The 12,986-nt window shown below is 61.1% G+C and carries 11 protein-coding genes; 1 reads left to right on the top strand and 10 read right to left on the bottom strand.

Translation table 11 applies throughout. From position 1 onward, the window contains the following. Window positions 1-8 precede the first annotated feature (8 nt). The 6 genes from FIV03_RS09230 to FIV03_RS09205 all read right to left on the bottom strand — a co-directional run bounded on the left by FIV03_RS09230 (window position 9) and on the right by FIV03_RS09205 (window position 6,510). Window positions 9-767 (bottom strand): 3-ketoacyl-ACP reductase, encoded by a 759-nt coding sequence (locus FIV03_RS09230; RefSeq protein ID WP_152509357.1) that lies wholly within the window; start codon window positions 765-767, stop codon window positions 9-11. Next, the gene (locus FIV03_RS09225; RefSeq protein WP_152509356.1) at window positions 764-2,248 is read right to left on the bottom strand and encodes a GMC family oxidoreductase; all 1,485 of its coding nucleotides are present in this window, start codon (window positions 2,246-2,248) and stop codon (window positions 764-766) included. The genes FIV03_RS09230 and FIV03_RS09225 overlap by 4 nt, the downstream gene beginning before the upstream one ends. Window positions 2,249-2,251: 3 nt before the next feature. Next, window positions 2,252-3,361, bottom strand: coding sequence for a sn-glycerol-3-phosphate ABC transporter ATP-binding protein UgpC (ugpC, locus tag FIV03_RS09220; protein WP_023002939.1), 1,110 nt, complete (start codon window positions 3,359-3,361; stop codon window positions 2,252-2,254). Window positions 3,362-3,365: 4 nt separating this feature from the next. Further along, a complete protein-coding gene (locus FIV03_RS09215; protein ID WP_023002938.1) occupies window positions 3,366-4,238 on the bottom strand; it encodes a carbohydrate ABC transporter permease in 873 nt (290 codons plus the stop codon). Continuing rightward, the gene (locus FIV03_RS09210; protein ID WP_152509355.1) at window positions 4,238-5,143 is read right to left on the bottom strand and encodes a sugar ABC transporter permease; all 906 of its coding nucleotides are present in this window, start codon (window positions 5,141-5,143) and stop codon (window positions 4,238-4,240) included. Before FIV03_RS09210 ends, FIV03_RS09215 begins: the two co-directional genes overlap by 1 nt. A gap of 164 nt (window positions 5,144-5,307) precedes the next feature. Continuing rightward, window positions 5,308-6,510, bottom strand: coding sequence for an ABC transporter substrate-binding protein (locus FIV03_RS09205; protein WP_286202305.1), 1,203 nt, complete (start codon window positions 6,508-6,510; stop codon window positions 5,308-5,310). A gap of 316 nt (window positions 6,511-6,826) precedes the next feature. Here FIV03_RS09205 and FIV03_RS09200 point away from each other — a divergent pair, with 316 nt between their 5' ends. Beyond that, window positions 6,827-7,876, top strand: coding sequence for a substrate-binding domain-containing protein (locus tag FIV03_RS09200; protein ID WP_152509353.1), 1,050 nt, complete (start codon window positions 6,827-6,829; stop codon window positions 7,874-7,876). Window positions 7,877-7,884: 8 nt separating this feature from the next. On the opposite strand, the gene FIV03_RS09195 is transcribed toward FIV03_RS09200, so the two are convergent. The 4 genes from FIV03_RS09195 to FIV03_RS09180 are packed head-to-tail and all read right to left on the bottom strand — an operon-like array spanning window position 7,885 to window position 12,747. Further along, window positions 7,885-9,405, bottom strand: a complete 1,521-nt coding sequence (locus FIV03_RS09195; RefSeq protein WP_209009916.1) for an aldehyde dehydrogenase family protein — start codon at window positions 9,403-9,405, stop codon at window positions 7,885-7,887. After that, window positions 9,402-10,175: an enoyl-CoA hydratase/isomerase family protein gene (locus FIV03_RS09190; protein WP_152509352.1), complete on the bottom strand. Its 774-nt coding sequence runs from the start codon at window positions 10,173-10,175 to the stop codon at window positions 9,402-9,404. Before FIV03_RS09190 ends, FIV03_RS09195 begins: the two co-directional genes overlap by 4 nt. Beyond that, the gene (locus FIV03_RS09185; protein ID WP_152509351.1) at window positions 10,172-11,746 is read right to left on the bottom strand and encodes a CoA-transferase; all 1,575 of its coding nucleotides are present in this window, start codon (window positions 11,744-11,746) and stop codon (window positions 10,172-10,174) included. Before FIV03_RS09185 ends, FIV03_RS09190 begins: the two co-directional genes overlap by 4 nt. A 2-nt stretch (window positions 11,747-11,748) precedes the next feature. Next, the gene (locus FIV03_RS09180) at window positions 11,749-12,747 is read right to left on the bottom strand and encodes a Gfo/Idh/MocA family oxidoreductase (protein ID WP_152509350.1); all 999 of its coding nucleotides are present in this window, start codon (window positions 12,745-12,747) and stop codon (window positions 11,749-11,751) included. Between the last annotated feature and the right edge of the window lie 239 nt (window positions 12,748-12,986).

The raw sequence follows: 12,986 nt of genomic DNA, 5'->3' as shown, positions 1-12,986 counted from the left end.
AACTCGCTCTAAAGCCGGGGGATCGACAGTCCGCCGTCCACCGCGAAGGTCGAACCGGTTGCAAAGGCCATTTGGCCATCGGCAATCGGCACGATGATTGAGCCGATATCGGCGGGCTGCCCCCACCTGGCAGCAGGCACCAGACCGCCTTCGATCCGGGCCGTGTATTTGTCTTTCACTCCGGCGGTCATGCCGGTTTCGATGATGCCTGGCCTTAGCTCGAAGACACCGATGCCATGCGGCGCAAGCCGGACGGCGAAGAGCTCCGCCATCATGGCGGCACCTGCTTTCGACAGGCAGTATTCCGCCCTTTCGATTGACACCATCTCCGCACTTACGGAGGTGATGAAACTCATCGAGCGATAGCTGTCGGACGGCTGATCCAGCATGCGTCTCGCCACTTCCTGCGCCAGGAAGAAAGCCCCGCGCAGGTTGACACCCATGACGAAGTCGAAACTGTCCGGCGCCAGATCCAGCATGTCACCCCGGATTTTGGCCGGAACGCCCGCGTTGGAAACAAAAGCCGTCACCGGCCCGAGATCCGCCTCCACCCGGTCGAGCAGCGTCTTGCAATGGTCGATGTCCAGAAGGTCATGCCGGAAATAGCGGCCCTTGCCACCCAGGTTGTTCAGGGCTTCGGTCACCTCCGGCGCGTCGGCTTCTTCCTGAGCGGCGATGGCAACCGTGTAACCGGCCTCCGCGAGAGCCCTCGAAATGCCGAGACCGATGCCGCGCTGGCCACCGGTGACAAGTGCGATCCTGTTCATGCCGCCAGATCCTTCTTGATCGTTTCGGCGGCGCGCAGTGCCAATGCCGCGACCGTGAGGGCCGGATTGACGGCAGCCGAGGTTGGCAGCGCTCCCGCATCGGCCACAAACAGGTTCGGATGATCCCAGGACCGGCAGTCCGGATTGAGCACGGAGTTAGCCGGATCATCGCCCATGCGCACCGTGCCGCATTGATGCGAGGGCACCCTGCCGTCGAACAACCGCGACAGCACCAGCGGGAAACCTGCCTCGCGCAGGGTCTTGCGGGTCTTCTCGACCAGCTTCCTGTGCGCCGTCATGTTGGACCGCTGCCAGATGAGCTGGATCTTGCCGTCCTTCAGGACAACCCGGCTTTCAGGATCGGGCAGATCCTCGGAAATCAGATAGAGATCGAGCGCATGGCCGGAGATCCAGCGGGCGGCGAATTTAGGCAGCCGAGGCACCTGGATCTTCAGGATATCCGGCGTTACCCGCCCCAGCAGCTGGACGTTGCCCAATGGCTTGCCGTCTTCGCCGTCATCGAGATACCAGTCATTCAGGCCGAAGGTCTTTTGATAGACGGAAGTATTCCGGAACCGCGGATCGATGGCGATCATCGCCGTCGCATTGTGGTTCATGAAACAACGGCCGACATAGTCCGAGAGGTTGGCAACGCCGGACCGCAACAAGAGCGCTGCGGACTGGACGGCACCCGCACACAGGGCAACGACCCCCGGTGTCAGGCAGATCTCTTCACCGTCCTTGCTGTAGTGGACTTCATCGATACGGCCGGACTTGTAGCCCGTCCGCAGCGCGGTGACTTCGGCGCCGGTAACAAGGGTGACGTTGTCATGGGCCATTGCGGTTTCCAGCGCACAGGTTTCCGCATCCATCTTGCCGCATCTGAGGTCGGGGTAACCGTCCCAGCCGGTGTGCCCGGCATCCAGCCAGCGGTCGATATCAACCCCCAGCGGCAGGCTGAACGGACGAACGCCCGCCTGCTCAAGGCGCCGCCGGGCAATCCGGATGGCTTCCTCGTCCGGGATAGGCGGAAACGGATAAGGCCTGCCGTGCGGCGGTTCAGTCGGATCGGAGGCGGTATCGCCCCGAACCTGGAAAAGCTGTTCGGCGGCGTCATACCAGGGCGACAGCTCGTCATAGGCAATCGGCCAGGCAGGTGAAACACCGTCATAATGCTCCAGCGCGCTGAAGTCCTCTTCCCGGTAACGGATCAGCACCGCACCGTAGAGCTTGGAGTTGCCACCGACATTGTAGTAGTTGCCCGGCTCGAACGGATTACCCTGTCCATCGAGCCAGGTTTCCGGCGCCCGGAAGGCGCTGTTGGTATAGATGCGCCAGGGGTCCCGGGCCGGAGCATCGTCCGGTATCCGGTATCCCCGTTCCAGAATCGTGATCTTGGCCCCGGTCGGAGCAAGGCCCGCGGCAAGGGAAGCTCCCCCCATGCCGCTGCCGATGATCACAATGTCGGGCGCTGTATTCATGGGTCAGGCGATCCGGTTTTCGGTCTTCGGGTCGAAAGCGACCGCCTTTTCCATGTTGAAGGCAAACGGAAACACTTCCCCCGCCTTCACGGCAACGTCGGCACGGAAACGGCCGGTCACGTCCTTGCCGCCAATCTGGCTGACGACGAACGTGTCGGACCCTGCTGGCTCGGTGACTTCCACCGGAGCATCGACGATGTGAACCGCCTTGGAATTGCGGTCGGCACCATCCTTGTCGGTAATGGCTTCCGGCCGAATGCCGAGGATGATGTCCTTGCCGATGCTCGAAGAGAGCGCGTCGGAGGCAAACGGAATGGCTGCCGTCTTGCCGTCTGCCAGCGAGACCTCCGCAGCCGGCCTGCCGTCCGCCGAGACCACCTTGGCCGGGAACAGGTTCATGGAAGGCGATCCCATGAAGCCCGCCACGAACATGTTGGCCGGATTGTCGTAGATCTCTTTCGGCGTGCCCAGTTGCTGGACATAGCCGCCAAACATGACAGCGATCCGGGTCGACAGCGTCAGCGCCTCGATCTGGTCATGGGTCACATAGACGATTGTCGTGCCGAGCTTCTGGTGCAGCTTCTTGATTTCCGTGCGCATGTCGACGCGCAGCTTTGCATCCAGGTTGGACAGCGGCTCGTCGAACAGGAACACGTCCGGCTCGCGCACCAGTGCACGCCCCATGGCGACACGCTGGCGCTGACCACCGGAAAGCTGGCCCGGCTTGCGGTCGAGCAGATGGCTGATCTGAAGGAGATCGGCCACCTGGCCGATCCGCTTTTCGCGTTCCGGCTTCGCAATGCCATGCATTTCCATACCGAAGGAGATGTTCCCGGCAACGGTCATGTTCGGGTAAAGCGCGTAGGACTGGAACACCATCGCGATGTTGCGGTCCGCCGGCTTGACGCCGTTCATGCTCTTGCCCTTGATCGCGATCTCGCCGGAGGTGATGTCCTCCAGGCCCGCGATCATGTTGAGCAGGGTGGACTTGCCGCAGCCGGACGGGCCGACGAGTACGAGGAACTCGCCCTCTTCGATGGAGATGTCGGTTTCATGCAGAACCCGCAAGGATCCATAAGACTTGGTCGCCTGCTTGATGTCGAGAAAGCCCATTGTCTTATCCTTTTACTGAGCCTGCCATCAGACCACGCACGAAGTAGCGGCCCGCGACGATGTAGACGAGAAGGGTTGGCAGCGCGGCCATGATCGCGCCGGCGAAATGCACGTTGTATTCCTTCACCCCGGTGGAGGATTGCACCAGGTTGTTGAGGGCAACGGTCATCGGCTGGCTGTCGAAATCGGAGAAGGACGCACCGAACAGGAAGTCATTCCAGATGTTGGTAAACTGCCAGATGATGCAGACCACCGCGATCGGACCGGACGATGGCAACAGGATGCGCCAGAAGATCCGGAAGAAACCGGCACCGTCGATCTGCGCCGCCCGGACAAGCTCGGTCGGGAAGGCCGCGTAGTAGTTGCGGAAATACAGCGTCGAGAAGCCGATCCCGTAGACGAAGTGTACGAAGATCAGCCCCGGCACCGTGCCGGCGATGCCCATCAGACCCAGCATCCGGGCCATCGGGATCAGCACCATCTGGAACGGAATGAAGCAGCCGAACAGCAGCAGGCCGAACAGGATGGTCGCACCGCGGAACGTCCATTTGGTCAGAACGTAACCGTTCAGCGCGCCGACCAGCGTCGACAGGGCAACCGCCGGAACAACCATGATGATGGAGTTGAGGAAATAGGGCCGCAGACCCGTTGCCTCAACGCCCACCTGGGCACTCGACCAGGCGCTTTGCCAGGGAGCGATGGTCCACTCCTGCGGCAGCGCCATCATCCCGCCCGAAGTGATTTCGGTCAGCGGCTTCAGCGAGTTGACCACCATCACGTACAGCGGCAGCAGGTAGTAGATGCAGAACAGCGCGAGCAGCAGATACAGGATCACCCGGGCCGGACGCAGGGAGGAAGACTTGGACATCGTCGACATCACTTTTTCTCCCTGAGCTCTGACCAGAGGTAGGGCACGATGATCGCGGCGATCGTCATCAGCATGATCACGGCGGAAGCGGCACCGATGCCCATCTGGTTTCGGGTGAATGTGTAGGAATACATGAAGGTTGCCGGCACTTCGGTCGCGGTGCCCGGTCCGCCGCCTGTCAGGGCGATCACCAGGTCGTAGGACTTGATCGCCATGTGGGCGAGCACCACGAAGGCCGACATGAAAGCAGGACGAAGCTGCGGGATCACGATCCGGCGATAAAGCGCGAAGGTGGAAGCGCCGTCGATCTGGGCAGCCTTCATCATCTCGCTGTCGATACCGCGCAGGCCCGCAAGGAACATCGCCATGACGAAGCCCGAGGTCTGCCAGACCGCCGCGATCACGATGGTATAGATCGCGAAATCCCGGTCCTTGATCCAGTTGAAGGTAAAGGTTTCCCAGCCCCAGCCACGCACGACGGCCTCGATACCGATGCCCGGGTCGAGGAACCATTTCCAGGCAATTCCGGTCACGATGAAGCTGAGCGCCATCGGATAGAGGTAGATCGTGCGGATGAAGCCTTCTGCGCGGATCTTCTGGTCGAGAAAAATCGCCAGCAGCAGACCCAGAACGCAGCAGATGGTGATGTAGAGAACGCCGAAAACCACAAGGTTCCAAACGGCCGTATCCCACGCACGGATCTTGAAGAGGTTTTCATAATTCTGCCAGCCGACCCAGCCGAAGGTGGGCAGAATACGGCTGTCCGTGAAAGACAGGTAAAGCGTGAAGGCGATGAAGCCGTAAACGAAGATTGCCACGATGGCGATCGTCGGGCTGAGCACGAGTTTGGGCAAAGCATCACGCAGTCTGTCAACAACGGAACCGCGCGGGTTCGCCGTTTCAGAGAGAGACATCTTGAGTTCCCCGACCTAGAGCACTTTTGCCGGCGTTCCAGCGAACGCGCGCGGCAGCTCTGAGACTTTGGTTCCGGCCGGCTCCAGGCGGTCGCTTGCAACCGCGAGACGGTCCGCCGAACCGGTGGGAGAGCGGTGAGGGATCACCGCTCTCCGCGCGGTCGTTACTTGTTGATCTGAACGGCGGTAACGAGTTCTGCAACAGCGGTTTCGCTGTCGTATTCCCCGTTGAAATGCGCCGTGATCACGTCATACATGGCGTTCTTGACGGCAGCCGGGTTGGCGTGACCATGCGCCATGGAGCCGTAGAGGTTGCCGCTGTCGGCAGCCTTTTTCAGATCCACCATGCCCTTCTTGCCGCAGACGTCAAAGTCATCGTTCGGCACGTCGGTCCGGGCCGGAACGGAGCCTTTGACGACGTTGAACGCGGACTGGAAGCTCGGTGACAGGATAGCGGTTGCAAGTGCAGCCTGCTCCTTGCCGACTTCCGGACCCTGCGCGAACATCGCGAACTGGTCGGCGTTGAAGGTCACCTGGTCCTGGGTGCCCGGGAAACGGAAGCAGAGGAAGTCTTCATCCGGCTTCTTGCCGGCATTCAGGAATTCACCCTTCGCCCAGTCGCCCATCATCTGGAAGGCTGCATCGCCATTGATGACCATGGCGGTCGCAAGGTTCCAGTCACGGCCGGAGAAGTTGTCATCCACATAGGAGCGGATCACGGCCATGCGGTCGAACGATTCCTTCATGGTGTCGGAGCCGAGCGCTTCCTCGTCCAGGTCGATGAAGGCCTTCTGATAGAACTCGGGACCACCGGTCGCCATCACGACAGCGTCGAAGATGGTCGCGTCCTGCCAGGCCTGACCGCCGTGCGCGATCGCGGTCTTGCCGGATGCCTTGACCTTTTCCAGAGCGGCAACGAATTCGTCCCAGTTCTGCGGCGGCTCGATACCAAGCTCGTCGAGGATGGCCTTGTTCGCCCAGACCCAGTTGGTGGAGTGGACGTTCACCGGAGCGGAGACCCACTTGCCGTCATACTTGGAGAATTTCTGCAGGGCTTCCGGAACCACGTCGTCCCAGCCTTCCATGCCGGCCAGGATGTTCAGGTCGGCAAGAGCGCCTTCCTTGGCCCAGTCGGTGATGTCGAAGCCGAGCATCTGTACGGCGGTGGGCGGGTTGCCGGAGGTAACGCGTGCGCGCAGCACGGTCATGGCCTGGGTGCCGCCGCCACCTGCAACCGGCATGTCCTGCCAGCCGATGCCCTGGCTTTCCAGGTCCTGCTTCAGAACGTTAAGAGCAGCAGCTTCACCGCCGGAAGTCCACCAGTGCAGAACTTCAACATCGGCGGCAGACGCCAGGCTTGTGCTCATTGCAAGGGCGGCGAGGCCCAGCTTCAGAGATTTCAAAGACATCGATATTCCTCCCATAAGGTGCCTAAAGGCGTTTCGAGTGCCGGAGCCCGGCAATCGAGTGTCACGCAACGTTTATTGTAACGTTGCAAACCGGAGTGGTGTCAACGATTTTCATCACTCCCGAAAAACAAAGAGTTTCGTTTGTCTTACATACTATTAAGGCGGATGTTTCGGTGCTGCAGTGCAGCACATTATTGTGTTGTAACGTTTTAAAAGCCCTGATTAGACTTGGCTTGCTTTTTGAGCTAGAAGGCTTCGGCTGAAGTGAACGGGCATGACGCGAAAAACCTTTGAAACCAACAGCGGTCGCGCCGCCGAAAAGCTGCCGCGTCCCACCTTGCGCACGGTGGCGCAGGAGGCAGGCTTCGCGGTGACCACGGTTTCCCGCGCCCTTGCCGGAGACCCCAGGATCGCGGAAACGACGCGCGAACGCGTTTCCGAAGTCGCCCGCCGTCTCGGCTACGTTCCAAACCGCGCGGCACAGCGCCTGCGCACCGGCCGCACCAAGGTCATCAGCCTTCTCCTGAATACACGGCACGAGTTTCTCAGCTTCACATCCGAGTTTCTCGGCGGCATGTCCGAAGGCCTTGCCGGGACCGGCTACGCGATCACTATCACCGCAGACGGCCTTGCCGACGACCGGCTTGAGGCAATCCGCAACATCCGCAGGCACTCGCTGGCAGACGCCATTGTCTTTACCCGCACCGAATGCTTTGACGAGCGGGTCCGCTACCTGCTGGAGCACGACTTCCCCTTTGCCACCCATGGCCGGACGGACTTCACCACACCCCACCCTTACGTCGACTTCGACAACGAGGTTTTCGCCCGCATGGCCGTGGAGCGTCTGGTTGCAAAGGGGCGCAAACACATTTGCATGGTCATGCCGAACGAACGTTACACCTTCGGTCAGCACCTGCGGTTCGGCGCCCGCCAGGCAGCCATTTCCCATGGTGTTCAATTGACGGTTCCCGATCGCGTTGACCTCGACAGCGAGCCCGACGAGATCGCAGCAACCCTGCGCTCGCTCCATGCCGGCCCCAACGCGCCCGACGGTTATGTCTGCGTTGGTGAGGTCATGGCCCTGGTGACCCTGGCCTATCTCAACGACATCGGCCTGACACCCGGTATGGAAATCGACGTCGTCGCCAAGCGCGCCTCGCCCATTTCCAATCATTTCCGCCCGAGAATCGAGACCATCGACGAGGACCTGCGCGCCACCGGCAGAGCCATGGCCAAGGTTCTTCTCGCGAGGATCGACGGCGCCCCCATGGAGGATATGCAGATCCTCCTGAAGCCCGAAGGCGCTTTCTCGATTTCGGACTAGCCTGCTCATCACGCCACCCAGGGTGCCCGGGTCTTGCCGATGCGCATGGTCACGGTCTTGGCTTCCAGGAACTCGTCCAGTCCGTATTTGCCAAGTTCCCTGCCCTGGCCGCTTTCTTTCACGCCGCCAAAGGGCAGTTCCGCAAATCCATCCATCCAGGTGTTGGTCCACACCGTGCCCGCATGCGCCCGGCGGGCGAATTCCAGACAGGTGTGAACATTCTCGCTCCACACACCGGCGGACAGACCGTAGTCGGCATCGTTGACGAGATCGATCGCCTCATCCAGCGTCTTGAAAGTCAGCACCGAAAGCACCGGCCCGAACACTTCTTCGCGGGCGATCGGCATGTCGCTTTTCACATCCGCAACGATCGTCGGCTGGTAGAACTGTCCGGCAAGGCCGGGAACCTTGAGAGCTTCCCCGCCCAGGTGGACAGTCGCTCCGGCGTCCGCGGCATCGCGCACATATTTGTCGATTTTGCTCTGGTGGTCGGGCGTGATGATCGCGCCGACCTTGGTCGATGGGTCCAGAGGATCGCCGAAGGGCACCTTCCGCGACAGGTCCACTGTCGCCTTCAGGAACGCCTCGGCGATGTCTTCGTGCACAATGATCCGGGATCCCGAGTTGCAGCATTCGCCGGCATTGAAATAGACGCCGAAGACAACCGCATCGACGGCGCTTTCGAGGTCGGCATCCGGGAAGATGACCTGCGGGTTCTTGCCGCCAAGTTCCAGCGAGACCTTCTTCAAGGTTCCGGCCGCCGCCTTGACGATGGCTTTGCCGACGCCGGTCGAACCGGTGAAGGTGACCATGTCGACCCGCTTGTCGGCGGTCATCGCCGTTCCAACCGGATCGCCATAGCCAAGGACGATGTTGACGACCCCGGCCGGAATACCGGCTTCGATGCACAGTTCACCCAGAATGACAGTCGTTGCCGGGGTCATTTCGGAAGGTTTGATAACCGCAGTGCAGCCGGCGGCCAGCGCGAAGGGCAGTTTTTGCGACACGATCAGGAACGGAAAGTTCCACGGTGTAATGATGGAAACGACACCGACCGGCTCCTTGAGAACCAGGCCGAGCATGTCGCTGCCGAGCGAGTTGTAGCTTTCGCCGTGCATGGTGCGCGCCAGCGAAGCGGCAAAGCGCCAGATATCGGACGCGCCTTCGATCTCCGCCATGGCCTGGCTGATCGGCTTGCCGGATTCCAGCGTTTCCCAATAAGCGATCCGCTCCCGTTCCCGGTCGATCAGATCGGCAATCTTCAAGAGTAGCGCTGCCCGCTCCTTGCCGCTGGTGCGCGACCAGCGCCCCTTGTCGAAAGCAAGCCGCGCGGCGGAAACTGCCGCGTCAACATCACGGGCACCGCCCTTCGCTGCCTTCGTGACGACGCTGCCATGGGACGGCGACACACGATCGAAGGTGGACCCGTCAGCGCTCTGACGCCAGTCGCCATCGATCAGGTGACGGGCGACGAAGGGTTCGGCCGGGAGTTTTGCTTCGCTGATGGAAACGACGTTCAGGTCACTCATGACTTAACTTCCAGGAAATTCGGTTTGCGCTTTTCACGGAAGGCGGTAACGCCCTCGTTGCGATCTTCTGTCGGACTGATCATGCCGGAGCCGAGCGCCTCGATCATGGCACTGCGATCTTCACCCACTGCGGCATGGATCATGTATTTGGCCACTTCCACGGCCCTGGACGATTTGTCGGCCAGCTTCTCGGCCATTTCGAACGCAGCAGAAGCCGGATCGTCGGATATCTCGGCTGCAAAGCCCGCCGCATAGGCACGCTCTGCGGAAATGCGCCGGCCGAACAGGGCCATTTCCTTCACCATCGGCTCCCCCAGAAGGCGGATCAGCCGCTGCGTGCCGGACCAGCCCGGTACGATGCCGACGGATGCTTCCGGCAGCGCCAGCGTCGCCCTTGGCGCCATCACGCGGATATCGGCGGTCGCTGCAAACTCCAGTCCGCCACCAAAGGCGTGCGCGCCAAGCGCAGCTACCGTCGGCTTGGAAAGCCGCGCCAGCCGGTCAAAAACCCGATGCCCTTCACGCACCCAGTGGCGGGCAAAGTCGTAAGGTGACAGCTCGGACCATTCGAGAATGTCCGCGCCGGCACAAAAGGCCTTGCTCTCCTGCGCTGTAATCACCACCGCAAGGATCGACGCATCGCGCTCCAGCTCATCGCAAAAGGGCTCAACCGCCTTCAGCATGTCGAGCGTGAACGCATTCAGCTTGGCCGGATTGTCCAGCTTCAGCTCGGCGATTGCCCCATGACGGATGAGATGCAGCGCGCTCACAGGCTCAGCTCCATCGCACCTCTGGACAGAAGCGCTTTCGGCATCTCGACCAGATCGTTTGCGAGCCGCACCCGGCCCTTGGAAGCATCGACGATGTCACGTGCCGGATCGATGCCAGGCATGATCTCCGTTGCCACCAGGCCTGCATCGGTCAGATGGATAACGCAGCGCTCGGTCACATAGATGACGTCCTGGCCGAGTTCCTTTGCCCTGCGGCCGGAGAAAGTGACATGCTCGACCTCGTCCACCATCTTGGTGAACTTGCCCGGCGTCCGCACCTTCAGCGCGTCTTCCGTCAACTCCAGATCGGCACCCGCCTCGAAAAGACCCGAGAACACGATCTTGCGCGCGTTCGCAGTGATGTCGACAAACCCTCCACAACCTGCGGTCAGATAGGGCTTCTTGCCGAGCTTGGAGACATTGACATTGCCATCCAGATCGATCTCCAGGAAGGACAGGAAGGAGACATCGAAGCCGCCGCCCTGGAAGTAGGTAAACTGCTGCGGCGACGGCATGTAAGCATCGGCGTTTGAAGCGCAGCCGAAAGCAAAACCCGTCAGCGGCATGCCGCCGGTCGCACCTTGCTCGATCGCCCAGGTGACGGCCTGTTCCTGACCGGCTTCCAGCAACACGCGTGGCACCATGGCCGAAATGCCGAAGCCGAGGTTTGCCGTCTGGCCGGACTTGAGTTCCATTGCCGCCCGGCGAGCGACAACCTTCTCGATGCCGTGCTCGGCAAGCGAGAAGCTGGACCACGGCCGCATGATCTCGCCCGAGATCGCCGGGTCGTATCCGGTTTCCGTGGTCTGGCGCTGGTCAGGATCGACAACGATGAGGTCGACCAGATGACCGGGCACACGAACATCGTGCGGACGCAGCGAGCCCGAGGCCGTCACGCGCTTCACCTGTGCAATCACCAGGCCGCCGTGATTGCGCACGGCAATTGCCTGCTCCAGGCCGCCGAGATAGGCGCCTTCGTGTTCGTAGGTGAGGTTGCCGCGTTCATCCGCAGTCGTTGCCCGAATGATCGCGACATCCGGCACGATGTTCGGAAAATGCAGCCAGGTTTCGCCGCCAAGCTCCAGCCGGGACACAATGGGCCGGTCTGCCGCGACATCGTTCATGGCACAGCCCTGACGGATTGGGTCGACGAAGGTATCCAGCCCGACCTTGGTCATGACGCCCGGGCGGCGGGCTGCCACATCCCTGTGCATGTCGAACAGGATGCCGGAAGGCACGTTGTAGGCAGCTACCCGGTTCTCCACCAGCATCTGCCAGATCGCCGGCATCGGCAGGTTGGACGGTCCGGAGGGGTAGGACCCTGCAATGATGGTCGACAGCAGACCATCCTTGGCAAGGTGGTCGATCCCCTTGATGCCGTACATGTCGCCGGCGGCAATGGGATGCAGCGTCGTGAGGTTTCTCGGGTGCCCTTCGCTGTCGAACCTTGCGCCGATGGCCTCAAGGATCTTGTCCGGGCACCCGAGACCGGAGGAAGAGGAAACGGTGATGACCGCATCGTCCTGAATGCGGGCGGCGGCATCCGCCATGGAAACGATCTTGGAGGTCATGTTCAGAAGCCTCCATAGTTGACGGCAACAGCTTTGCCGGACTGCGCGGCCTCGCGCACGGCAAGGGCGACCGCCAGCGACTTGACCCCATCGACACCATCGGCAGAAGGGCGCCCCTTGCCGTTGACCGCATCGGCAAAGAGGCCGAGCGCGCGGTGGTAGAGGTTATGCTTGTCGTAGGAGATCTCGTGTTCGCCATCCGCATCGACCAGACGAACCGCTCCGACAGGTTCCTGGGTCATGACGTTGCGGGCGAAGATCGATCCATCCGTGCCGTGAAACTCGATGCCGGTTCCCGCAAATTTATGCGTGAAGCTTTCATGCGACTGCACCATGGCACCCGACGGCATCGACCAGACGGACATCACGCTGTCCTCGACCCTTTCTCCGAGGCCTGAGGCTGCGGCCTTGGCAACGACTTCCTGCGGATCTTCACCCAGGTGGAAGCGGATGGTGTCCGCGTCATGCACGGTGATATCGGGAATGACGCCGCCACCGGCAGCCGCATCGTTGATGCGCCAGCCGCGCAACGCGTCCGGCAGGTTGACCGCGTGGAAGACGCGCGCACTCAACACCTTGCCGATGCGGCCGGAAGCGATCAGCTCGCGGATGGCCAGATGGGACCCGGCATTGCGCAGATGATGGTTGGTCGCGAAGACCACACCCTTGCCGGCGGCAGTGCGAACCATTTCACCGGCCTCATCCAGGGTCATGGCCAGCGGTTTTTCGCACAGAACGTGCTTTCCGGCAGCGATCGCGGCCAGTGCCTGCGCATGATGCTTTTCGTTGGTGGTGGAAATATAGACCGCGTCGACACTGTCATCCGCAAGGAGCGCATCCAGATCCGTGAAGCTGTCGGCAATACCATGCTCACGGGCATACGCCTCACCGCGGGCCGCATCCGAACTCAGGACGGACTGGATGTCGGCATTCTGCGAGCGGATGGCATCGATCATGTAACTCGACGCAATTCGGCTTGCACCGATAAGGGCCCAACGCATCCATTCCTCCCGAATAACTCTTAATTTTGGAACGTTCCAATTTCTTGATCGGAACAATTACTGGAACGTTCCAAATGAGTCAAGAGTGGAATTTTGCAAGGAGGTGAAATTGGAGAGACAGACGAGATCGATGATCGGGTTAGACAACAATCAGCAACACGTTCGCATTGCTCAAAGTCTCCAGACATCTCCGCCTTATCAACGGCTTAAGGCAGCTAGTTCTCGCCGGCTCAGCACTG

The sequence above is a fragment of the Labrenzia sp. THAF187b genome (assembly GCF_009363375.1).
GTDB lineage: Bacteria > Pseudomonadota > Alphaproteobacteria > Rhizobiales > Stappiaceae > Roseibium > Roseibium algicola.
Note: the sequence above shows the minus strand (reverse complement) of the source record. Positions and strands in the feature narration are given on the sequence as shown.

Excerpts from the sequence above, each read along its gene's own strand:
- FIV03_RS09230 (WP_152509357.1), bottom strand. The coding sequence starts at position 767 with ATGAACAGGATCGCACTTGTCACCGGTGGCCAGCGCGGCATCGGTCTC.
- FIV03_RS09180 (WP_152509350.1), bottom strand. The coding sequence starts at position 12,747 with ATGCGTTGGGCCCTTATCGGTGCAAGCCGAATTGCGTCGAGTTACATG.
- ugpC (WP_023002939.1), bottom strand. The coding sequence starts at position 3,361 with ATGGGCTTTCTCGACATCAAGCAGGCGACCAAGTCTTATGGATCCTTG.
- FIV03_RS09195 (WP_209009916.1), bottom strand. The coding sequence starts at position 9,405 with ATGAGTGACCTGAACGTCGTTTCCATCAGCGAAGCAAAACTCCCGGCC.
- FIV03_RS09205 (WP_286202305.1), bottom strand. The coding sequence starts at position 6,510 with ATGAGCACAAGCCTGGCGTCTGCCGCCGATGTTGAAGTTCTGCACTGG.
- FIV03_RS09215 (WP_023002938.1), bottom strand. The coding sequence starts at position 4,238 with ATGTCGACGATGTCCAAGTCTTCCTCCCTGCGTCCGGCCCGGGTGATC.
- FIV03_RS09185 (WP_152509351.1), bottom strand. The coding sequence starts at position 11,746 with ATGACCTCCAAGATCGTTTCCATGGCGGATGCCGCCGCCCGCATTCAG.
- FIV03_RS09200 (WP_152509353.1), top strand. The coding sequence starts at position 6,827 with ATGACGCGAAAAACCTTTGAAACCAACAGCGGTCGCGCCGCCGAAAAG.
- FIV03_RS09225 (WP_152509356.1), bottom strand. The coding sequence starts at position 2,248 with ATGAATACAGCGCCCGACATTGTGATCATCGGCAGCGGCATGGGGGGA.
- FIV03_RS09210 (WP_152509355.1), bottom strand. The coding sequence starts at position 5,143 with ATGTCTCTCTCTGAAACGGCGAACCCGCGCGGTTCCGTTGTTGACAGA.